This is a genomic window from Massilia sp. YIM B02763 (genome assembly GCF_030412015.1).
Taxonomy (GTDB): domain Bacteria; phylum Pseudomonadota; class Gammaproteobacteria; order Burkholderiales; family Burkholderiaceae_D; genus Telluria.
Window position 1 is genome coordinate 1 of sequence record NZ_JASNRD010000019.1, and the last position, 22,372, is coordinate 22,372.

The 22,372-nt window shown below is 66.8% G+C and carries 18 protein-coding genes and 2 tRNA genes; 7 read left to right on the forward strand and 13 right to left on the reverse strand.

All coding sequences use genetic code 11. The features are described from left to right. A partial coding sequence (locus tag QPK32_RS20540) for a hypothetical protein (protein WP_290414661.1) occupies positions 1–210 on the forward strand: 210 nt, incomplete at its 5' end. 271 nt (positions 211–481) lie between these two features. Here QPK32_RS20540 and QPK32_RS20545 read toward each other — a convergent pair. The 5 genes from QPK32_RS20545 to QPK32_RS20565 form a co-directional block, all read right to left on the reverse strand. Next, positions 482–1,621 (reverse strand): ROK family transcriptional regulator, encoded by a 1,140-nt coding sequence (locus QPK32_RS20545; RefSeq protein ID WP_290414662.1) that lies wholly within the window; start codon positions 1,619–1,621, stop codon positions 482–484. Positions 1,622–1,800: 179 nt separating this feature from the next. Continuing rightward, complete coding sequence (locus QPK32_RS20550; RefSeq protein ID WP_290414663.1) at positions 1,801–3,213, reverse strand: efflux transporter outer membrane subunit; 1,413 nt, start codon at positions 3,211–3,213, stop codon at positions 1,801–1,803. After that, positions 3,210–4,289, reverse strand: a complete 1,080-nt coding sequence (locus QPK32_RS20555; RefSeq protein ID WP_290414664.1) for an HlyD family secretion protein — start codon at positions 4,287–4,289, stop codon at positions 3,210–3,212. Before QPK32_RS20555 ends, QPK32_RS20550 begins: the two co-directional genes overlap by 4 nt. Before the next feature lie 19 nt (positions 4,290–4,308). Continuing rightward, complete coding sequence (locus tag QPK32_RS20560; protein ID WP_290414665.1) at positions 4,309–6,072, reverse strand: MFS transporter; 1,764 nt, start codon at positions 6,070–6,072, stop codon at positions 4,309–4,311. After that, a complete protein-coding gene (locus QPK32_RS20565; RefSeq protein ID WP_290414666.1) occupies positions 6,069–6,503 on the reverse strand; it encodes a MarR family winged helix-turn-helix transcriptional regulator in 435 nt (144 codons plus the stop codon). The genes QPK32_RS20560 and QPK32_RS20565 overlap by 4 nt, the downstream gene beginning before the upstream one ends. Positions 6,504–6,736: 233 nt before the next feature. On the opposite strand from QPK32_RS20565, the gene QPK32_RS20570 reads away from it, so the two are divergent. Both QPK32_RS20570 and QPK32_RS20575 read left to right on the forward strand, forming a co-directional pair. Beyond that, positions 6,737–7,987: a dienelactone hydrolase family protein gene (locus tag QPK32_RS20570; RefSeq protein ID WP_290414667.1), complete on the forward strand. Its 1,251-nt coding sequence runs from the start codon at positions 6,737–6,739 to the stop codon at positions 7,985–7,987. A gap of 122 nt (positions 7,988–8,109) precedes the next feature. Continuing rightward, positions 8,110–9,330 (forward strand): triacylglycerol lipase, encoded by a 1,221-nt coding sequence (locus QPK32_RS20575; protein ID WP_290414668.1) that lies wholly within the window; start codon positions 8,110–8,112, stop codon positions 9,328–9,330. 89 nt (positions 9,331–9,419) lie between these two features. Here QPK32_RS20575 and QPK32_RS20580 read toward each other — a convergent pair whose 3' ends face one another. Continuing rightward, positions 9,420–11,330 (reverse strand): PAS domain-containing sensor histidine kinase, encoded by a 1,911-nt coding sequence (locus tag QPK32_RS20580; protein WP_290414669.1) that lies wholly within the window; start codon positions 11,328–11,330, stop codon positions 9,420–9,422. Positions 11,331–11,656: 326 nt separating this feature from the next. Here QPK32_RS20580 and QPK32_RS20585 point away from each other — a divergent pair, with 326 nt between their 5' ends. Both QPK32_RS20585 and QPK32_RS20590 read left to right on the forward strand, forming a co-directional pair. Further along, a complete protein-coding gene (locus QPK32_RS20585) occupies positions 11,657–13,930 on the forward strand; it encodes an ATP-binding protein (protein ID WP_290414670.1) in 2,274 nt (757 codons plus the stop codon). Positions 13,931–13,947: 17 nt separating this feature from the next. After that, the gene (locus QPK32_RS20590; protein WP_290414671.1) at positions 13,948–14,406 is read left to right on the forward strand and encodes a response regulator; all 459 of its coding nucleotides are present in this window, start codon (positions 13,948–13,950) and stop codon (positions 14,404–14,406) included. Here QPK32_RS20590 and QPK32_RS20595 read toward each other — a convergent pair. Then, positions 14,385–14,588, reverse strand: coding sequence for a hypothetical protein (locus QPK32_RS20595; protein WP_290414672.1), 204 nt, complete (start codon positions 14,586–14,588; stop codon positions 14,385–14,387). The genes QPK32_RS20590 and QPK32_RS20595 overlap by 22 nt on opposite strands. A 1-nt stretch (position 14,589) precedes the next feature. After that, entirely contained in the window at positions 14,590–16,200 is a 1,611-nt protein-coding gene (locus tag QPK32_RS20600) for a response regulator (RefSeq protein ID WP_290414673.1), read from the reverse strand. Between the two features lie 316 nt (positions 16,201–16,516). Here QPK32_RS20600 and QPK32_RS20605 point away from each other — a divergent pair, with 316 nt between their 5' ends. Continuing rightward, on the forward strand, positions 16,517–17,359 hold the full coding sequence (locus tag QPK32_RS20605) for a nuclease-related domain-containing protein (protein WP_290414674.1): 843 nt from the start codon (positions 16,517–16,519) through the stop codon (positions 17,357–17,359). A gap of 9 nt (positions 17,360–17,368) precedes the next feature. On the opposite strand, the gene QPK32_RS20610 is transcribed toward QPK32_RS20605, so the two are convergent. The 5 genes from QPK32_RS20610 to QPK32_RS20630 all read right to left on the reverse strand — a co-directional run bounded on the left by QPK32_RS20610 (position 17,369) and on the right by QPK32_RS20630 (position 20,602). Further along, positions 17,369–17,659 (reverse strand): hypothetical protein, encoded by a 291-nt coding sequence (locus tag QPK32_RS20610; protein ID WP_290414675.1) that lies wholly within the window; start codon positions 17,657–17,659, stop codon positions 17,369–17,371. An 82-nt stretch (positions 17,660–17,741) separates the two neighbouring features. Beyond that, a complete protein-coding gene (locus QPK32_RS20615) occupies positions 17,742–19,127 on the reverse strand; it encodes an MFS transporter (protein ID WP_290414676.1) in 1,386 nt (461 codons plus the stop codon). A gap of 109 nt (positions 19,128–19,236) precedes the next feature. Then, positions 19,237–19,312, reverse strand: a tRNA-Asn gene (locus QPK32_RS20620). Between the two features lie 61 nt (positions 19,313–19,373). Beyond that, on the reverse strand, positions 19,374–20,465 hold the full coding sequence (locus QPK32_RS20625; protein WP_290414677.1) for an acyl-CoA dehydrogenase: 1,092 nt from the start codon (positions 20,463–20,465) through the stop codon (positions 19,374–19,376). Positions 20,466–20,526: 61 nt separating this feature from the next. Next, positions 20,527–20,602: transfer RNA gene (locus QPK32_RS20630), tRNA-Asn, on the reverse strand. Between the two features lie 121 nt (positions 20,603–20,723). Here QPK32_RS20630 and purT point away from each other — a divergent pair. After that, positions 20,724–21,938 carry a formate-dependent phosphoribosylglycinamide formyltransferase gene (gene purT, locus QPK32_RS20635; RefSeq protein WP_290414678.1) on the forward strand — a complete coding sequence of 405 codons (1,215 nt, stop codon included), beginning with the start codon at positions 20,724–20,726 and terminating at the stop codon, positions 21,936–21,938. Positions 21,939–22,372 lie beyond the last annotated feature (434 nt).

A 22,372-nucleotide genomic window follows, 5' to 3' on the forward strand; every position in this document is an offset into this window, starting at 1 on the left:
CCGCCGCTTTCGGTGGTCTGTGCCATTGCAGGTGCTGCGGCGGCCACCAGGGCGCCGCTCGCGACGATGCACGAGATTGCACACGGCAACGACTTTAACTTGAACGTCATGAAAACTTCTCCTTCGTGGATTACTCTCAATGGTTTTACGATTTCTTTTAGCGTATTTACCGGACTTCCTTGGGAAGTAAATAGGCTCGATCAGCTTTGATCAGTATCAGACGATACTGATTCATTCATAAAACCATAACAAAAGGAAAAGTGTCAATAAAACAGAATTAGCGAAATGCGCAGAAACAACACATGTCATTATCATCAAAGAAGAATCTAATTCCGATTGAAAGAAGATATAAATGCCGAACAAATCATCGCCATTTCATTCGTCGTCAATTAAAAATAATCAGGGACGATTTCGTACAAATGAATTATATTCCGCCGACATTTGATTACATCTCCAAGTCGAGATAATACGGCACGCCGGTTCAGGCGAAAAACAGGCGCTGCATCGGCAGCGCTGCGGCCCCGACGGCCACCGGGTGTGTGCGCACCTGTGCCAGCGCCAGCTTGGGCTGCGGCGGGTAGCGCCCCCAGCGCGACGCCGGCGTCGGAATGCGCATCCGGTCGACGAGCGCTTCGGCAATTGACACGGGCAAGCGCCCGCCCAGCACGATGAATTCGGGATCGAACAGGCTGGCCAGCACGGCGGCGAGCATCGAGAACGGCTGGGCGGCGTGCTCGACCCAGTCTTCGACGCCGGGGGTGCCGATGTCGATGCTGGAGCACATGGCTCGCGCGTCGTCGAACGCCAGGCCGCGGGCGGCGAGTGACAGGCGCAAGGACTCCAGGCTCGGGTAGTCGCCGCCCAACAGTGTCGAGATCGCGCCGAACTCGCCGGCATTGCCATGATGGCCGCGGAACGGGCGCCCATCGGCGATGATGCCGCCGCCGAAACTGTTGCCGAGATAGAGGTAGGCAAAGTTGCGGTAGCGCCGCCCCATCCCGAACAGGCTCTCGCCCACCGCTGCCGCCGTGGCATCGTTCTCGACCTCGACGGGCATCTGCAGCGCGTCCCCGAGGAGCTGGCGGATGTCGACCAGCGCCCACTCGCCGAGCGCCTTCGGCGTATTCAGGAAGCCGCCGTCGACGAAGAAGCCGGGAATGCCGACGCCGGCACCGACGATGCGCTGCGCCTGCGGCACTTCCCGCAGGATGTCGTCGCGGAAACGCACCAACAGGTCCACGACCGCGGCCCGCGACGCCGGCATGGGCGCATAGCGGACGGCGCGCTGGCGGCCGCTGAAGTCCATCAGCAGCAGCGACAGCGTATCCCCGAGCATGGCAATGCCGAAGGAAAACGCATAATCGGGATTCAATGCGAGATTGACGCTGGGCTTTCCCGGGCCATCGTGGTGACGCCCCGTTTCCACCAGCATGCCCTCGACCTGGAATAACTGGATCAAGCGCGTCACCGTCGATTGGGAATAACCGGAGCGCCGCGTCATGGTGGCCTGGCTGATGCCGGGCTCGACGGACAACATGCGCAAAATCTGGCGCCCCGTCGATCCAAGGCCTACCGGCAAGATGTAATTGAACTGGCGAGGGGAAGACAACGACGTGGACATACTCGATTACCGGATAAAGATAGCGAAATTCTACCTATAAAAATCCGGTTTTCATTAAAGTATGCATTAAATTTCTGTAATGTTCGATCAATCGGCTCCGCCAAAAGACGTAATTACACGGCAATTCTCCGAATGGTTATTCGCCCCTATTCTTTTTATATATTGCCCAATATATTTTCTTATGGTTGGACGCGCGGCCCAGGCGCCCATCCGCCGCCCAGCGCGCGATACAGGTCGACGTGGGCCTGCAGCCAGGTCGCGCGCAACTGCAGTACATTGGTCTCGGCGCTGAAGGAGTTGCGCTGCGCATCCAGCTCTTCCAGGTAGGAGGAATAGCCGTTGCGGTAACGGTTGTGGGCGATGCGCAGCGCCTCGGCGGTAGCGACCCGGCGCCCTTCGGCCTCGTCCAGCTGCTGGCGCAGGCGCTCGATGGCGGTGAGCGCGTTTTCCGTTTCTGCGAAGGCATTGCGCACCACGGCTTCGTAGGCGAACACGGCGCGGTCGCGCAGCGAGGCCGATATCTCGGCCTGGGCGCGCAGGCGGCCGGCATCGAAGACCGGCGCCAGGATGCTCGCGCCGATGCTCCACAGCCCCGTGCCGGAGCCCAGCAGGTCCGGCACGTTGTGCGCATAGCCGCCGGCGGACGCGGTCAGGCGCAGCGACGGCAGCATCTGGTCGCGCGCGCTGGCCAGGCTGGCATCGGCGGCGGCGATCGCGTTTTCGGCCTGGGCGATGTCGGGACGCCGGCGCAGCAGTTCGGACGGCAGGCCCGGCTGGATCACCGGGGCATTCAGGGCGCCGAGATCGGCGCCGCGCGCGATCGGCCCCGGGCTTGCGCCCAGCAGCAGCGCCAGCGCGTTTTCCTGCTGGGTGATCGAGCGCTCCAGCTGCGGCACGACGCCGGCCGTGGTGCGGTACTCCGCTTCCGCCTGCGCCAGCTCCAGCCGCGAGCTGTAGCCGACCTCGAACTGGCGCCGCGCCAGGTCCAGCGAGCGCTGGCGCGATGCGAGGGTCTGGCGCGCCAGCGCGAGCTGGGCGTCGAGGCCGCGCAGGTTCAGGTAGCCGGACGCCGTATTGGCCGCCACCGACAGCGCCGTGGCATCCGCGGCCGCCTGCTGGGCCGCATAGTCGAATTCGGCGGCGCGGGTCGTGTTCCCCAGGCGCCCGAACGGATCGAGCTCGTAGGCTGCCTGCACATTGCCCTGCACCGAGGTCGATTCGATGGGCGTGCCGAACGGGCCGATCGCACGCGCGCGCTGCGGCGTGATGCCGACCGTCACGCTGGGCTGCTGGGCGGACGCAGCGACGCGGATGCGCGCCTGGTATTCCTGCAGGCGCGACTGGGCCGTGCGCAAGTCGGCATTGCTGGCCAGCGCGCGCGTCACCAGCGCATCGAGCGCCGGGTCGTTGAATGCGCGCCACCACTGCCCTTCGACGGGGCCGGCGGGACCCACCAGCGGCGCCTGCGCGCGCCAGGCCTGCGGCACGGCCAGCGTCGAGCGCGGCGCGTCCGGCACGGCGATGCGGCAGCCGGCCAGCAGCAGCGCCGTGGCGAGGACGGCGGCCGCGCCGACCGCGACACCGCGCCTCATCGGGCCGGCCCTTTCGCCGAGGTGTCGATGCTGGTCACCACGGACATGCCGGGCCGCAGCCGCCGCGCCAGCTCCTGGTTCGGGTCGATGCTGATGCGCACCGGGATGCGCTGGGCGATCTTGACGAAGTTGCCGGTCGCATTGTCCGGCGTGATGACGGAAAATTCGGAACCGGTGGCGGGCGCGATTTCCTCCACGCGGCCGCGCAGCCGGGCGTGGTTCAGCGCGTCGACGGTGAAGGTGACAGGCTGGCCCAGGCGTACGTCGGCCATCTGCGTTTCCTTCATGTTGGCGACGACCCACATCGTCCGCGGCACCAGCGCCGTCAGCTGGGTGCCGGCGTTCACGAAGGCGCCCAGGCGCACCGTCACCTGGCCCAGCTGGCCGTCGCGCGGCGCGGTGATGCGGGTGTTGGACAAGTCGATCTCGGCCAGCTTGACGGCCGCCTCGGCATTCGCCACGGCCGCTTCCAGCGAGGCGCGGTTGACCTCGACGCTGCGCAGGTTCTGGCGCGAGATCTCGAGCGCGGCCCGGGCCTGCTCGGTGGCGGCGCCGGTCTGGGCGCCGGTGGCGCGGGCGGCGTCGCGCTCGCGCGCGGACAGCGAACCGTCGGCCGCCAGTTCCTCCACGCGGCGCAGGTCGGCCGCGGCGCGCCGGGCCTGCGCCGTGGCGTTGGCGACGGCCGCCTCGTTCTGGGCGATGGTGGCGCGCGCCGTCTTCTGGCTCTGCGTGAAGTTGGCCAGCGCCGCGCGCTGGGTCGCGAGCTGGGCGCGCGCCTGCTCCAGGCGCTGCTGGTAGATGCGGTCGTCGATGCGCATCAAGAGCTGGCCCTGGCGCACGTTCTGGTAATCCTGCACGTCGACCTCGACGATGTAGCCGGACAGCTGCGGGCTGATGATCGTCACCTGCCCCCGTACCGTCGCGTTTTCCGTGCTCTGGACGGCGCTGTGGAAAGGCGGCAGGTTCCAGGCATACAGGACGATCAGGACGCCGATCAGGGCGATCAGCGCGAACAGGATGCCGCTGACGATGACGTTGCGGTTGGAGCGTTGCTGGGAAGTCGTGGTGTCGGCCATGGTGCTGGTCAGTTGGTCGTCAGGTAGTCGCAGGTTCGGGGTTGTCGCGTTCCCCGGCGCGGCGGTCGCCGGACGGGGTGGCGACCGGGGAATCGGTGGGGCGCGGCAGCGGTGCCGGCGGCGCGGCCGGCGGCTCGCCGGACTGCGCGGCGCGGCGCGCGGCCAATACGCCCAGCACTGCGCGCACGAAGATCAGCAGGGCCATCACCGTCGCGATCCCCGCGATCAGCAGGAACACGTCGTTGTAGGCGAGGATATTGGCTTCGCGCGTGGCGCTCTGGGCCAGGACGGACACGCCCTGGCGCGTGCGCGAAGCCGGGTCGGTCAGCGCGCGGCCGTAGGCGGCCCCGCCCTGGGCGATGCGGGCGGCGACCAGCGGGTCGAGCGCGCTGAGCTGGTCAGCCAGCACCGAGGAGTGGAATTTTTCGCGCACCACCTGGAACGTGCCCAGCAGCGAGGAGCCGATCAGCGCGCCCAGGTTCTGCGTCAGGCCGAACAGCACGGAAAAACTGATCAGGTTGGCGGGATTGGCGAGCACCTGGCCCAGCAGCGACACCAGCAAGGGTCCCAGGAACAGCGTGCCGCCGAACGCGATCATGCCCTGGCTGACATACATCTGCGCCGGCCGCGTCACATTGGTCGCATGCGAATCGATCCAGGCGCCGACCGCCATGATCAATAGCGCGACGACCTGCGGCCCCAGCAGGTGGGCCGGATTGATCGTGATGGCCGAGACGACGATGCCGGCGATGGTGGCAAGCAGCACCACGGTGAACAGCGCGGTCAGCTCGTCGTTGTTCAAGCCGACCAGGCGCATGAAGCCGACCGCGCCCACGCTCTGCTCGGACAGCACCACGCGCACCAGCATCATCGCCAGCAGCATCCGGGCGATGCTCCAGGTCGAGATCCAGCGCGTCTGCAGCAGCGGATTCTTGCGGTTGTGCTCGACGGCGATGGCGGCCAGGATCAGCACGATCGAGATGGCCAGCGCCACCCCGACCCAGGGCTGCTCGGTCCACCACAGCACCCTGCCGAACGTCAGCGCCGCGCTCAGCAGTGCGATGCCCGGCGCGAACAGCGCGAACGTGACGAAGTCGGTCGGGCGGAATGCCTTGAAGCGGTCGCCGGGCGGCAGCTTGAGCCACAGCACCCCGCCCAGCGTCACCAGGGTCAGGCCCAGCTCGAACACGTACAGGCCCCGCCATTCGGCCAGTTGCAGCAGGCTGGTCGAGAAGATATAGGCGATCGGCTGCGGCAGCTGCGAGACGCCGGTGGAGATCACGATGCCCTTCAGGCGCGTCTCCTTCTTGAACGCCTGCAGCGTGTAGTACAGGCCCAGCGTGGACAAGGCGGCGCCGACCATGCCGTGCGCCGCGCGCACGGCGATGGCGGAACCCAGGTCGTTGACGAACAGGTGGGCGAACGTGACCAGCGCATACAGCACCAGGAAGAATTCGGTGAACGCGCGCAGGCCGAACTGCTGGCGGAATTTCACCAGCAGCAGGTTCATCGAGGCGTTCGTCATCACGTAGGCGGCCGGCAGCCAGTTGGTCTCGGCGGAAAAGGCGCCCAGCGAGCCCTGCAGATTGACCAGGTTGACCGTCACCAGCGCATTGCCGAGGCCGCCGGTCAGCGTCACCAGCGTGCCGAGCAGGAAAAAGGCGAGGCGGCGCGGATTCGAATGCTTGGGAAAGGACGGGCCCCCGGGCATCGTCGGGCGTTCGTCAGGGTCCCATTGGCGCTGCTGGTACTTGTGCATGTCCGTACTCACCGCGTCGCTCATGCGCCCTCCAGTTCCTGGCGCAGCACTTCCAGCACGTCGGCGGCGGCGGCCAGGCGCTCGCGGTCGATGCGCTCCAGCGTGCGCTGCCGCAAGGTCCCCGCCTCCCGCTGCATCCGCGCCGTCATCGCCTGGCCGGCGGCGGTGGCGACGATCAGCTTGATCCTGCGGTCGCGGCTGGCCGCCGTGCGTTGCACCAGGCCGCGCGCGGCGAGACGGTCGATCGTGGCGACCAGCGTGGCGCCGTCGACGCCCAGCTGGCTGGCCAGCTCGCGCTGCGACGGCGGCTCCGTGCTCGCGGCCACGGCGGACAAGGCGCTCCACCCGGCCGCGGTCAAGCCGTTGGCCTTGAGCTGGCGCTCGAGCGCGGCGCGCCAGGCCCTGGCGGCGCCGTTCAGCTCCTGCATGAAACGTTCGTCGTGGTTCGCACTCATCGGCAATCGCTCGCTTGCGGGAAGATGCCCTTGGAAAACCATAGAGTAGCAAATCATTGGCTTGGCTGACGATCCGTACGCTATGGCAATTCTGGCCACACGCAAATATTAAATTCGAGAATTGGTTAAAGAGGTATTGCTCTGGAAAATCACAGTGCTTAGAATCAACTCATTCCGCTAAGCAATCAGTTCCCCGGTAGCCGCCTGCCGGGGATGTCGTTCCAGAGCCACTCATGTCCAAAGCACGTTTTTCTGTTCGCACACTGACCGCCGCCTTCATCGCCACGCTGGCCTTGCTGCCGGGCGTCGCCATCGAACAAGAGCTGCAGCTCGACTACCGCATCAACGAACACATCGTCCTCGTCCCGGCCGGCCAGGACCACCAGGCGCGCCTGGAAACGACCGTGTTCCAGCCGAACGGCCCCGGACCCTTCCCCCTGATCATCATCAATCACGGCAAGGACCCGGGCCGCCCCAACCTGCAGCCGCGCGACCGCTTCTACCACATGGCCCATGCCTTCGTGGAACGCGGCTATGCGGTGATGGTGCCGATGCGCCAGGGCTTCGCCAACTCGACCGGCCGCTACCGCGACCGCGGCTGCGACATGACGGCCAACGGCTACACCCAGGCCGAGGACATCCTGGACACCCTCGCCTACGCCCGCGAACAGAAGTGGGTCGACGCCGACCACATCGTCGTCGCCGGCCAGTCCTACGGCGGCCTGGCGACCATGGCGCTGGGCACCGAGGCGCTGCAGGGCGTGCGCGGCCTGATCAACTTCGCCGGCGGCCTGCGCGACGACAGCAACGGCTGCGGCTGGCGCTCGGCGCTCGTCTCGGCCTTTGCCGAGTACGGCTCGCAGAACAAGATCCCCAGCCTGTGGATGTACGGCGAGAACGATTCTCTGTTCGGCCCGGACCTGGTGGCGCGCATGCACGACGCCTTCGAACAGGCCGGCGGCCGCGCCAAGCTGGTCGAATATGCGCCGTTCAAGCGAGATTCGCACGGCATGCTGGCCAGCCGCGACGGCCAGAAGGTATGGCTGGACGACACCATGAAATTCCTGGACAGCGTCGGCATGCCGACCAGGGTGCTGCACAAGGTGCCGCTGCCGCCGCTGCCCCAGCCGACCAATTTCGCCGGCCTGGACGACGTCGACGCCGTGCCCTTCCTGAGCGAAAACGGCCGTCGCGCCTACCGCGAATACCTGACCAAGATGACCCCGCGCGCCTTCGCCGTCTCTCCCAGCGGCGCCTGGACCTGGGCCGAGGAAGGCGAAGACCCGGAAGCGCGCGCGCTGGCGACCTGCTCGGCCAAGAGCGACAAGCCGTGCCGCCTGTATTCCGTCGACGACCACGTCGTGTGGAATCCGGACCTGGCCGAGAAGGCCGCCGTGACGGCATCGAACACGCCGGCCCCGGCGCCGGCCGCGGATGGCAGCGGCAGCGCGGCGCTGGGCGGGACGCAGGTCGCGACCAATTGATTGCATCGTAGGGCGAACCCACGCAGGATGGGCATGACATGCCCACCGACCGGAGTTAGCGCAAACTCCAGTCCGCATACCAAACGGACAATATGGTTTCTTCGGACATCTGGAGATTCCACATGTTGTCAATTCAAAAGGCTTGCGCCTGCGCACTGATCGCGCTGGCTGCCCTGCTGGTCCCCGGTGTGGACGGCGGCGCGCAAGCCGCCAACAATTATCCGGTCGTGCTGGTGCACGGCTTCCTCGGCTTCGGGCCGGACAGCTATCCCGGCAGCGGCTTCCTGTACTGGGGCGGCTACAACAACATCGCGGCGCATATGCAGCTCTACCACGGGCCGCATGCCGTGTATGCGGCCGGGGTCGGCGCCATCAGTTCCAACTGGGACCGCGCCGCCGAGCTGTACGCGCAGATCAAGGGCGGATGCACCGACTACGGCGCCGCCCACGTGGCGCGCGACGGCTATCCCGGCCAGGTGCAGAAACCGGCCGGCAAGTGCTGGGCGGCCGATCCGGCCAACAATCCGGACGGATACCCGCTCGCCCTCTACCCGCAATGGGATGCCGAGCACCCGATCCACCTGATCGGCCACAGCCAGGGCGGCACGACGATCCGCGCGCTGATCCAGCTGCTCGAACACGGCTCGCCCAACGGCGACGAAGGTGGCGGGGAACTGTTCCAGGGTGGACGGGTCGGCTGGGTGCGCAGTGTCGTCACGATCTCGGCACCGCACAACGGCACCACGCTGCGCGACGCCGTGCTGGACATCCTGCCGCAGTTCCGTAGCTCCTTGCGCAGCCCCCTGCGCGACATCCTGGACAACCGCCTGGCGAACTGGGAACTGGCGCCGGACGGCGCGCGCGAATTCAACCGCTGGGCGCAGACCTCGCCCGCCGTCTATTATTTTTCGGTGGGCACGCTGGCGACCGAGGCCGGCGCCTGGTGCTGCAACCACACGGACCGCGCGATCGCGCCCATCCAGAGCGCCAACTTCCAGTATCCCCGCACGGACATGATCCCCTACTTCAAGCTGTTCGCCGGCGAGTGGATCGTGCCCTCGCTGGCCCAGCGCGGCATGGGCTCGTACACGCAGTCGGCGCCGGGACGCGTGCGCATCGACAGCGCCTGGTTCCCCAGCGACGGCGTGGTCAACACGATCAGCATGCGCGCGCCGGACGGCCATCCGGTGCGCGACTACGACGGCAAGGCGCAGCGCGGCACCTGGAACTTCCTCGGCACCTACCGCGGCTACGACCATTTCGACATCCTGAACTGGCCGACGCAGGCGCCGTCGGCGGACCCGATCTACGAGCGCATCTGCGACATCATTTTCGGCTTGTAGGGTGACGGCTTTGCCGTCCACGCGTTCCACACGCGCTGGCTGGACGCGTGGACAGCGAAGCTGTCCACCCTACCGATCGCCGGCCTTTCCTACATGGTCGTGCGCAGCGTGCGCGCCAGGTCGGACAGGCGATACGGCTTGTTGACGAACGCGAATTCGCTCAATTCTCTCCCGTGGCGCTGCTTGAGCGCCGGCAGCGGATAGCCCGAGGCCAGCATGATCTTCGTGCCGGGATAGTGCTCGCGCGTATAGCTGGCCAGTTCGATGCCGTTCATGCCGTTCGGCATGACGACGTCCGTGAACAGGATGTCGACGTCGCGCCGCTCCATCAGGTCGATCGCTTCCTGGCCGCTGGCGGCCGTGAGGACGTCGTAGCCCATGCTGGCGAACAGCGAGGCGGCCACGTCCATCAGGTCGGGCTCGTCCTCGACGATCAGCACGCGTTCCGTATGGTCCTCGGCCGCCTCGTGCGCCGCGTCGGCCACCGCATTGGCCACGGCGGGCAGGTAGATCGAGATCGTGGTGCCCTCTCCCACCCTGGTGTCGATGACGACGTCGCCGCCCGACTGGCGGATGAAGCCGTACACCTGGGACAGGCCCAGTCCCGTCCCCTTGCCGACCTCCTTGGTCGTGAAGAACGGCTCGAAGGCGCGCGCGGCGATGTCCGGTGCCATGCCGCTGCCGGTATCGGCCACGCAGACGCGCACGTAGTCCCCCGGCGCCAGCGCGCCGGCGTCACCGGGCCCGAGCGTGACGTTGCTCGTGGCGATGGTCAGCTTCCCGCCCTGCGGCATGGCGTCGCGCGCATTCACGACCAGGTTCAGCAAGGCGGACTCGAACAGCGCGCTGTCGATCACGGCGCTGGCCGCCTTGCGGTCGAGTTCGATGGTGAAATCGATGCTGGCATTGACGGCACGGCGCAGCACCGGTTCGAAGCTGCCGATGATGCGGTTCAGGTTGCGCGTCTCGGCCTGCAGCGGCTGGCGCCGCGCGAAGGCCAGCAATTGCTGGGTCAGGCGCGCGCCGCGGTCGACGGCGCGGCGCATGCTCTCGACGGTGCGCACGTCGCTGTCGCCGCGCAGGGCCAGCACTTCCAGGCCGCTCGACAGCACGGACAGCAGGTTGTTGAAGTCGTGCGCGATGCCGCCCGTCAGCTGGCCGATCGATTCCATCTTCTGGGCCTGGTACAGCGCCGCGTCGGCCGCCGCCAGCGCCTCGTCGGCCTTCTTCTTTTCCGTGAGGTCGCGCGTGATCTTGGCAAAGCCGAGCAGTTCGCCGTCGTCGCCGCGGATCGCATCGATCACCACGTGGGCCCAGAAGCGGGAGCCGTCCTTGCGCATGCGCCAGCCCTCGGCCTCGAACCGGCCCGTCTCGGCGGCGGTGCTCAGGGCGCGCTGCGGCAGGCCTCCCTCGCGGTCGACGTCCGTATAGAAGCGCGAAAAGTGCTGGCCGACGATCTCGTGCTGGGCATAGCCCTTGATGCGCTCGGCGCCCTGGTTCCAGTTGGTGACGGTGCCTTGCGGCGACAGCATGTAGATGGCGTAGTCGGTCACGCCCTGCACCAGCAGGCGGAAGCGCTGCTCGCTCTCGCGCAGCGCGTCCTCGGTGCGCTTGCGCTCGGTGACGTCGCGCGTCACCTTGGCAAAGCCCTGCAGCACGTGGTGTTCGTCGTAGATCGGGTCGATGACGACGTGCGCCCAGAAGCGCGAACCGTCCTTGCGCACGCGCCAGCCTTCGGCCTCGTACTTGCCCTCCTCGAGCGCGCGGCCCAGGGCCTTGGCCGGCAAGTCGACGGCGCGGTCCTCGGGCGTGTAGAAGCGCGAGAAATGCTGGCCCAGGATCTCGGGCGCCAGGTAGCCCTTGAAACGCTGGGCGCCCGCATTCCAGCTGCAGACAAGGCCGTCCGGGTCGAGCATGTAGATGGCGTAGTCGCTGATGCCGGAAATCAGGTACTGATAGCGGCGCTCGTTCGCCCAAGGTTGTTGCGAAAGGTCGTTCATGGCACTGCCGTTTGTGTCCGCGGGCTACGGTTACATTGATCCAAATTCATTGTTAATGATACACCGGCGGGGTGCCGGCTGCGTGCACGGCAGTACACGCTCGCGCCCGCTTTTTCCCGCACAACAATTTTCGTCAATGCCAGGGGCATTGCCCCCCGTTTATTGCACCGAAAAGCATCCGGATTTACCGGATCTGAGCACCCTGCCATTCGGACAGTGCAACGTCGCAACAACATATTGCCATCGTCTCCAGACGCACCATGCATTCGGTGGCATGCTTTTCAATGTAAAATGACGAACTTGCTCCCCCCGAAAAAGCACCGTTCATGCCAATGAGCCAGGACTCCATTCCCCTCGTCATCGACCTGTCCACCTGCGACAGGGAACCGATCCGCACGCCCGGCAGCATCCAGCCGCATGGATTCCTGCTGACCCTGTCCGAAGGGCTGGAGGTGTTGCAGGCCAGCGCCAACCTGGGCGACTGGACCGGCATCGGCGTGCACGACGTGCTCGGCGGCCCGCTCGGCGCCGTCGTCGGCGACGAAGCGGCGGCGCGGCTCGCGTCCGAGATCGCCTCGTCGCTGGGCCCGCGTCCCTTTTACCTGGGCGTGGTCACGACCGCCAACGGCCGCCATTTCGACGTGCTCGGCCATCGCTGGGACGGTCTCATCATCCTCGAGTTCGAAGCGGTCGAGCGATCGCAGGCGGCCGACTTCCGCCACCTGTACCCGCTGCTGGGCGACTTCCTGCTGAAGGTGAACGACGCGGCCGGCATCGAATCGCTGGCCGAGCAGGCCTGCCGGCGCGTGCGCTCGGTGACGGGCTTCGGACGCGTGCTGGTCTACCAGTTCGACACCGACGGCCACGGCAAGGTCATCGCCGAATCGAAGGAGGATGGCTACCACTCCTACATGGACCAGCATTTCCCGGCCTCCGACATCCCGGCGCAGGCGCGCGACCTGTACGCGCTGTCGCGCATCCGCCTCATCCAGGACGCCAACTACACGCCGGCGCCGCTGGTGCCGGCCGCGAACCCCGTCACGGGCCGCGCCAACGACCTGTCGTTCGCGGCGCTGCGCAGCGTTTCGCCGGTACACCTGCAGTACATGCGCAACATGAACACGCTGGCATCGATGTCGATGTCGCTGATCGTCAAGGGCAAGCTGTGGGGCCTGATCTCGTGCCACAACGAAGGCGCGCACGCGGTCGAATTCGAAAAGCGCACGGCGTGCGAACAGCTGGCGCAGGTGCTGGCGCTGTGCATCGAGTCGCGCGAGGACGCGGCCGAGCTGCAGTTCCGCCTCGAGGTGCGGCGCATCATGGTGTCGATGCTGGCCGGCCTCACGCAAGGCAGCAATTTCATCGACAACCTGTCGAGCGTGTTCCCGGAGCTGCTGCGCTTCGCGCGCGCCTCGGGCGTGGCCGTCGTCGTCGACGACCATATCCTGGCCTACGGCGACACGCCCGAGGACAAGGACATCCGCGACCTGGTCGAGTGGCTGACCGTGCACGACCACGGCGACGTGTTCCATACGGACCAGCTGTCGGCCGTCTATCCGCCCGGCGAGAAGCTGGTGCGCAATGCCAGCGGCCTGCTGGCGATGCCGATCTCGCGCATCCACAAGCACTACCTGCTGTGGTTCCGCCCCGAGTACGTGCACACGATCGAATGGGCGGGCAACCCGCACGCCAAGGCGGTCATCCTGAACATCAAGGCCGAGGACGTTCCCGGCGCGCCGACCCAGCTGTCGCCGCGCACCAGCTTCGTCGCCTGGCGCGAAACGATCCACGGCGCCAGCGTGCCGTGGCATGCGGGCGAACTGGAGCTGGCGCTGGAATTCCGCACCGCCCTCCTCGGCATCGCCCTGGAGCGCGCCGAGCAGATGGCGGCGCTGGCCGAGGAACTGGGCCGCGCCAACAAGGAACTCGAGGCATTCTCGTACTCCGTGTCGCACGACCTGCGCGCGCCGCTGCGCCACATCGTGGGCTTTGCCGACCTCCTGCTCGAATCGGCCGACAGCGAAGACGCCGTGCAGCGCCAGCGCTTCCTCAAGAACATCAAGGAGGCGGCGCGCCTGGCCGGCAAGCTGGTCGACGACCTGCTGGCGTTCTCGCAGATGGGCCGCGCCGCGCTGCGCCCGGCCATCGTGGACATGGGCGACCTGGTCGCCAGCTGCCGCGAGCAGGTCATGCGCGAGGCGCGCGGCCGCAACATCGAATGGGACATCGCCCCGCTGCCGACGATCCGGGCCGACCCGACCTTCGTGCACCTGGCCATGGTCAACCTGCTGGCGAATGCCGTGAAATTCACCGGCCAGCGCGACCCGGCCATCATCCGCGTGAGCGCGGAAGACCTGCCCGAGGAAACGATATTCCACGTCAGCGACAACGGTGCCGGCTTCAACATGGAATACGTGCACAAGCTGTTCGGCGTGTTCCAGCGCCTGCACCGCATGGAGGATTTCCAGGGCACCGGCATCGGCCTGGCCAACGTGCGCCGCATCGTCGAGCGCCATCACGGCCGCGTGTGGGCCGACTCCGTGCAAGGCGAAGGCGCGACGTTCTCCTTCACCATCCCGAAAAAGAATTCAGACAATTGACGTATTCGAAGGTATCCATGCTCAAACCCATCCTGCTGGTGGAAGACAACCCCAACGACCTGGAATTGACGCTGATCGCGCTCTCCAAGAGCCAGCTCGCCAACCAGGTCATCGTCGTGCGCGACGGCGCCGAGGCGCTGGACTACCTGCACCGGCGCGGCGAATATGCCGAGCGCCCGGCCGGCAACCCGGCCGTGGTGCTGCTCGACCTGAAGCTGCCCAAGGTGGACGGGCTCGAAGTGCTGAAGGAAATCCGCAGCACCGACAGCCTCAAGGCGCTGCCCGTGGTGATGCTGACCTCGTCCCGCGAAGAGCAGGACCTGGTGCGCAGCTACGAACTGGGCGTGAACGCCTACGTGGTCAAGCCGGTCGACTTCACGGAATTCGTGCGCGCCATCGCGGACCTTGGCATCTTCTGGGCCGTGCTGAACGAACCGCCGCCGGGGTCGCAGCGTTACGTCAGGCCGGTCAAATAAGGCATCGGTGCGTTTGCGGCAACGCCGCCGACGGCGATCGGCGTCGGTGCTTTTACGGCAACGCCGCTGACGGCGATCGGTGTCGGTGCTTTTGCGGCAACGCCGCTGACGGCGATCGGTGTCGGTGCTTTTGCGGCAACGCCGCTGACGGCGATCACCGCGTGGACGGCGTAGCCGTCCACCCTACGATGCCACGGTCTGGCGTCGCCGCAGTAAATGACGGATGCGCGCACTGAGCGCGTCCGGGTGATAGGGTTTCTGCAGCAGGTTCACGCTCGCTTCCAGCTTGCCCTCGTGCGCCAGCACGCCTTCCGCATAACCCGACGTGTACAGCACCTGCGCGTGCGGCAGCAATTCGCGCACCGTCTCGCCCAGCTGCAGGCTGCTCACGGGGCCCGGCATGATCACGTCGGTGAACACCAGGTCGATGTGCTGGCCGCTCTCGACGATCGCGACGGCCGCGGCGGCATCCGGCGCTTCCAGCACGTGGTAGCCCAGCGCCGACAGGATGCCGCAGGTCGTGCTGCGCACGTCTTCCTCGTCTTCCACCACCAGGATGGTTTCCAGGCCGCCCAGCAGCGGTCCCGCGGTCGCTTGTTCCAGCGGCGCCGGTTCGGCGTCGCTCCTGGGCAGGTAGATCCGCACGCTGGTACCCTTGCCCGGCGCGCTGTCCAGCACGATCTCGCCGCCGGACTGCTTGACGAAGCCGTAGGCCATCGACAGGCCCAGGCCCGTGCCCTGCCCGGTCGGCTTGGTGGTGAAGAACGGTTCGAACGCACGCTCGAGTACCTCGGGCGGCATGCCCTTGCCGGTATCGGCCACCTCGATCAGCACCCAGTTGCCGATCGGGACGCTGCCCGTCAGCGACGATTCCTCGTACACGTTGCTGGCACGGATCGTCAGCGTGCCGCCGCCCGGCATGGCGTCGCGCGCATTGATGGCGAGGTTCAGCAGCACGTTGTTGAGCTGGCTCGGGTCGACCATCGTGCTGCCCAGCGCCGGCGCGATCTCGGTGGCCACGCGGGCGCGCGGGCCGAGCACGCGGCGCATCATGTCGTCCATTTCGCGCAGCAGGTGGCCGGGATTGATCACGACGGCCTGCAGCGGCTGGCGCCGCGCGAACGCGAGCAGGTGCGAGGACAGCTTGGCGCCCCGCTCGACGCCGGCCAGCGCCATGTCGACGCGGGTCTTGCCGGCTTCGTTCAGGTTGCCGACCAGCTTGAGCAATTGCAGGTTGCCGCCGATGATCTGCAGTACGTTGTTGAAGTCGTGGGCGACGCCGCCGGTGAGCTGGCCGATCGCCTCCATCTTCTGCGCCTGGTGCAGCGCCGACTGGCTGGCGGCGAGCTGTTCCTGGCTGTGGCGCAGCGACACGAACGCGGCATCGCGCTGGCGCCGCGCGATGCAGGCATCGCTGTGATAGCGCACGCGTGCCACGAGTTCGCGCGGATCGGGCCACTTGACCAGGTAGTCGTTGGCGCCGATGGCGAAGGCCTTGGCCTTGATCTCGGGATCTTCTTCCGAAGACAGTAGGATGACGGGGATGTGCTCGGTGTCCTTGTCGGCGCGGAGCCGGCGGGTTACCTCGAAACCGTCGATCTCGGGCATGCGCAGGTCGACCAGCACGACGGTCGCATCGATTTCCTTCGCCAGGTCCACGGCGATCTCCGGTCGGCTGGCAAAGCGCAGGCTATAAGCGTCGCACCCTTTCATGCCGTGGGAAATGATGTCCTCGGCAAAGGATTCGTCGTCGATGAGAAGTACCGAGCAAGCGCCCGTTTCGTTTTGAGTCATTGCAACTACGGGTAGATCGCGGCCGCCTACACCACGAATTGCAAATTAGTAAGCATTTATTCTACACCAAGCTTAACAGGCGTGCGCCGGATCCAATCGTGCGACCATTGACATGCGATTCTGATAATGGACACAAATGCATTATAAAATATTGTAAATACGTTGGAACAGCGAATATTTCCTACCTATTTTGATCGAGGCAGCACGTGCATGAAAATTTCATGTGACAGATAGTTACCACACAGCGAACCAACCGATAATCAAAGAGACAAGAATGTTGCTCAGCGTATATCATACGTTTTTCCGCGGAGCAATCATGTTCGACCCGTTATCCCTGCTGCAGCACGTATTGGCGCCATTCTGGTGGGTGCTCCTGATCCCCCTGCTTGCCGTGCTGTTCCGGCTGCCGACCGTGAAGGGATGGGTCGGCGAAACCATCCTGCACACGGGCCTGCGCCTCCTGCTGCCGAGCGCGCGCTACCACCTGATGCGCAATGTGACGCTGCCCACCAACGATGGCAGCACCCAGATCGACCACGTGGTCGTATCGCGCCACGGCGTCTTCGTCATCGAAACCAAGAACTACGGCGGCTGGATCTTCGGCAAGGCGGACGACAAGATGTGGACCCAAAAATTCCCCGGCCGCAGCAGCGCTTTCCAGAACCCGCTGCGCCAGAACGTCAAGCACGTCAGGACGCTGGCCGAACTGACGGGGCTCGACGACAAGGCCCTGTTCTCCCAGATCGTCTTTGTCGGCAACTGCACGTTCAAGACACCGATGCCGGCCAATGTCGGCAAGCTGAAAGCCTGCCTGGCGGCGATCCGCGGGCGCGACGAGGTCCTGCTGAGCGACGACGAGGTGGCGCAGGTGCTGGAGCGCATCCGCACGGGCCGCCTCGCGCCGACGCGCGCGACGCACAAGGCGCATGTGCGGCATGTGCAGGCGCTGCTGGCCGGCAAGCACGCGGGCGGCGTCCGCGCCGAATTGGCGGCGCGTGTGCACGATCATGCGGCTTGCCCGCAATGCGGCGGCGCCATCGACGACTACACGTACAAGACCGGCGGCAAGGCCGGCCAATCGTTCCGCGGCTGCACGCGCTTCCCCGCCTGCACCTACCGCAGCGACGCGCCGGAACGCGCGGCCGAAGCCGTCGCCTGACTGCCGGCTTCAGCGCCCCTTCTTCTTGTTGGACGTGAAGGTGCGGGTATAGAAATCGGGCGGCTTCCTGGCCACCCAGTCGATGAAGGACGCGATATCGGCATCGCTCCGGAGCGCATCCCAGGTGTGATAGGCGCGCAGCAACTCGCGCTCCGAAAAGGTCGCGTGGATCTTCCGGTGGCAGATTTTATGGATCGGAAACTGTTCCTTGCCCTTGAAGGTCTTCGGCACCAGGTGGTGGCGGTCGACGTTGACCGTCCCCAGCGGACGCCCGCACAAGGGGCAGCGCTCTTCGCTCAATGCTGGCCTCATTGGTACGTGGCGCCGCGGGTGCGGCGCTCGTACTCCATGTGAGGCCGGAACAGGCCGTTTAAAAGACCGCCTAGAACACCGGCGCCGCCACCGCCATCCGCGAAAAACTGGCCACGCTGGCCGCCGCGGCGAACATGGCCGCCAGCCCCAGCGCATACCACGGCCCCTGCAGGTGCGACACGGTGAGGCAGAACGCCACCAGCGCGGCGCCGACGGCCTGGCCGGACAGGCGCGCCGTGGCGACGATGCCGCTGGCACTGCCGCTGCGCTGCGGCGGAGCGCTGCCCATGATCGCCTTCACGTTCGGCGCCTGGAAGAAGCCGAAGCCGACGCCGCACACGGCCATGCGCCAGCAGATGTCGAAGGCGGTGGCGCCGTGCGGCAGGCGCATCAGCGTGACCAGGCCGACCGACAGGATCGCGAGGCCGATGCCGCCCAGCAGGCCCGACGAATAACGGTCGCTCAGGCGGCCGGCCACCGGCGCCATGATGCCCACCAGGACGGCCCACGGCGTCATCAGGAAACCCGTCTCGATGGGCGAACGACCGAGGGTCGTCTCGAAGTAGAACGGCAGCGCGACGAAGGCCAGCGCCTGCGCCGCGAACGTGCATACGGCCGTCACGGTCGACAGCGCGAACAGCGGACGGCCCAGCAGGTCGACGGGCAGCAGCGGCGCCGGATGGCCGCGCTGGCGGCGCAGCAGCAGGAAGAAGAAGACGAGCGCGACCGCGATCTCGGGCAACAGGGTGCGCATGCCCACGCGGTGCGCGGCGTCGCCCAGCGCCAGGATCGCCATGCCGAAGGCGGCGACGTTGAACAGGCCGGCGACGCGGTCGAAGCGGTGGCTCGCCTTGTGCGTCTCGGGCAAGACCTTCTGGGCCAGCAGGAAGGTGAGGATGCCCGGCACCACGTTGATGCCGAACAGCCACTCCCATGACGAGGTCGCAAGGATGATCGACGCCAGGCTCGGGCCGACCGCGAACGCGACGGCCACCACCAGCGCATTGTTGCCGAAGCCTTGCCCGTGCAGGCGCTTGGGATAGATGGCGCGGATCAGCGCCGTGTTCACGCTCATCACGGCGCTGGCGCCGAGCCCCTGGAACAGGCGCGCGACGATCAGCACGGGCAGCGACCACGCCAGCGCGCAGGCCAGCGAGGCGATGGTGAACAGCACCATGCCCGAGACGTAGACGCGGCGGTAGCCGACGGTTTCGCTCAGCGCCGCCATCGGCAGCAGCGTGGCGACCATCGCGAGCTGGTAGGCGTTGACGATCCAGACCGAGTCGGCCGGCGTCGCGTGCAGCTGCGCCGACATCGCCGGCAGCGCCGTGTTGGCGATCGCCGTGTCCAGCGCCGCCATGGCGACGCCGAGGGCCAGCGCGAGGATGGCCAGGCCGCGGGCGCCGGGAGGCAGGCCGTCCCCGTCCTGCGATGGCGTATTGACGGCGTTTTCCATGTGCGATCCCCGGGCAAAAGGATCCATTATAAAAAGCTCGCGGCCGTCTCGCTCGCGAGGCCGCGAAAACGAAAAAGCCCGCTTCTTGCGAAGCGGGCCTTCTGGATTCTGGCTCCCCGACCTGGACTCGAACCAGGGACCTGCGGATTAACAGTCCGTCGCTCTACCGACTGAGCTATCAGGGAAAGGAGGCCGCATTATAGCGGGCCGTTTCCCGTTTGACCAGTCCTGTTCCGTAAAGCAAGCTCATGGCATCAGGAGCGCGTGCTGGGAGCCCGTCTGGAAGTCGCGCCACACACGGTTGATCTCGCTGTCCTCGCGCGCCGCGGTCAGGCCGCAGTACGGCCACAGCGTATCGACGGCGCGGCGGCTGGCGCTCACCCAGCCCATGGCCAGCGACTGCAGGCGGGCGGCATCGTGTTCGCCGACCGGGCTGCCGGCCGCGGCAAGTTCCCACGTCGTGTCGAGCAGCGCGTACAGCCGGCCGCGCGCTTCGTCGAGCCCTGCCCGTGCGCCGTCCAGCACGGCCCGCACGGCCGCCGTCTCGATCAAGGGCCCGCCGCCATTGAAACGGTCGCGCCGCTGCGCGATGGCGTCGATGGCCAGGTCGACGAAATGCTGGCCCATGCCCGCGACGTTCGCGGCCAGCGTGACGAAGGCGAAGGCCATGAAGGGGAAGCGGTACAGGGGCCCGTCCGCGCGCGCGGCGGCGGGATCGATCGTGAAACCGTGGCGCGCATGCACCCACTGGTCCCGGACCTCGTAGGCGTGCGAGGCCGTCGCGCGCAGTCCCATCGTGCGCCAGTTCGGCACGATGCGCACGAGGGAGGCCGGCACGACGAAGGCCTGGATGCGCGGCTGGCCGGCATCGTCGAGCAGGGGCTGGCCGCCGTCGCGCAGGATGGCGTTGAAGGTGAAGTGGGTGGCCATCGGGGCGCCGCTGGCGTAGTCCCAGCGGCCGTCGATGCGCCAGCCGTCGCCGTCGCGGTCGGCGTAGCCGGTCGGGGCGCCGCTGCCGGCCAGGCAGACGCGCTTCGTCGCCAGGATGTCACGGGCCAGTTGCGGGTCGAGGAAGCCGGCGAACCAGCCGGCGCCCGCGCACAGCGTGACGGTCCAGGCCGTGCTGCCGTCGGTGCGGGCCAATGCTTCCTCCAGGCGCACGACGTCCGGCAAGGGCAGCTCTTCCCCGCCGAGCGCGCGCGGCGCCAGCATGCGCAGCCAGCCGCGCCGGTGGACCAGCGCCTGCTGGACGGGATGCAGCCAGCGCGCTTCGTCCGCGCGGGCGGCGTGGCGGGCGATGCGGCCGGTATCGCGGCTGGACAGAGGGGACATCGTCATGGCTCCGGAAACGAAAAAGCCCGCTTCGTTCGGAGCGGGCTTTTCGGTCTTGCTGATGTTCTGGCTCCCCGACCTGGACTCGAACCAGGGACCTGCGGATTAACAGTCCGTCGCTCTACCGACTGAGCTATCAGGGAATTGAGGCAATATTATAGCAGGAAATCCCAGGATGCCAATAGCATCCCGCCGCCGTGCGCCGGCCGGCGCCGTTTGCTATAGTCGCCCCTGTTTTCCCACCATCCCACCATCCTGTTATCCATGACCACGCCACGCATCCTGGGCACGCCCCTCTCCCCTTCCGCCACCAAAGTCATGCTGCTCGGTTCCGGCGAGCTCGGCAAGGAAGTGATCATTTCGCTGCAGCGCCTCGGCGTCGAAGTGATCGCCGTCGACCGCTACCCGAACGCGCCGGGCCACCAGGTCGCGCACCGCTTCCACGTGGTCGACATGACCGACGGCGACGCGCTCGCCGCGCTCATCGAGAAGGAAAAACCGGATTTGATCGTGCCGGAGATCGAGGCGATCGCCACGCCCAGGCTGGCCGAGCTGGAAGCCGCCGGCAAGATCACCTGCATCCCGACCGCGCGCGCGGCCCTGCTGACCATGAACCGCGAAGGCATCCGCCGCCTGGCCGCCGAAGAGCTGGGCCTGGCGACGTCTCCCTACCGCTTCGCTTCCAGCCTGGAGGAATTGAAGGCCGCCTGCGCCGAGATCGGCTTCCCCAACATCGTCAAGCCGGTGATGTCCTCGTCGGGCAAGGGCCAGTCGAAGCTGGACAGCGCCGCCGACGTCGAACACGCCTGGAACTACGCGGCCGCCGGCGGCCGCGTGGATGCGGGCCGCGTGATCGTGGAAGGCTTCATCGACTTCGACTACGAGATCACGCTGCTGACCGTGCGCGCCATCGGCGCCGGCGGACAAGTGGAAACCCGGTTCTGCGAACCGATCGGCCACAAGCAGGTGCACGGCGACTACGTCGAATCGTGGCAGCCGCAGCGGATGACGCCGGGCGCGCTCGCGAACGCGCGCCATATCGCCGAGCAGGTGACGGCCAACCTGGGCGGCCAGGGCGTGTTCGGCGTCGAGCTGTTCGTCAAGGACGACATGGTGTGGTTCTCGGAAGTCTCGCCGCGCCCGCACGACACGGGCATGGTGACGATGGCCACGCAGAACCAGAGCGAATTCGAGCTGCACGCGAAAGCGATCCTGGGCCTGCCCGTCGACGTGGCGCTGCGCGCGCCGGGTGCGTCGGCCGTCATCTACGGCCAGCTGGACGAGCCGGGCATCGCCTTCGAAGGCGTGGCCGAGGCGCTGCGGGTACCGGGCTCGGACATCCGCCTGTTCGGCAAGCCGGAATCGTTCTCGCGCCGCCGCATGGGGGTGGCGCTGGCGACGGCCGCTGACGTCGAGACGGCGCGGGCGCGGGCGCTGGAGGCGGCGTCGAAGGTGAAGCCGGTGCCGGGCAGCAGATAATCCAGGTGTTGGAACGGGGCGACATGCCGGCGTACCAGGCGACATCGTCCGTACGACAGCGCCATAATGGCCTGGTCGAGCGATTGCCCTGGAGGCTGCCATGTCGTCTTCGTACCGGTTCGTTGGAATCGCATTCTGCCTTGCCGTCCTCGGGAATACGGCTTCCGGCGCAAGTGCCACGCAAGCGGCAACGCCGCGCTACGAATTGCTCGTCATCCCCGGCCTCGACAGTCCGGGGGCACTGTCAGGGGCAATACGGATCAATGACGCTGGCCAGGTTGCGGGGTATGTCGATGGTACGCGCGATGACAGCTATTTCCTGTACGACGGCCGAACGACACGGCGCATCCCGGCGGGCATGCCCAGCAGCCACGTCACGCTGGGACTGAACGACAACGGCACCGTGGCGGGCTCGGTATGGCGTCCCGGTGGCG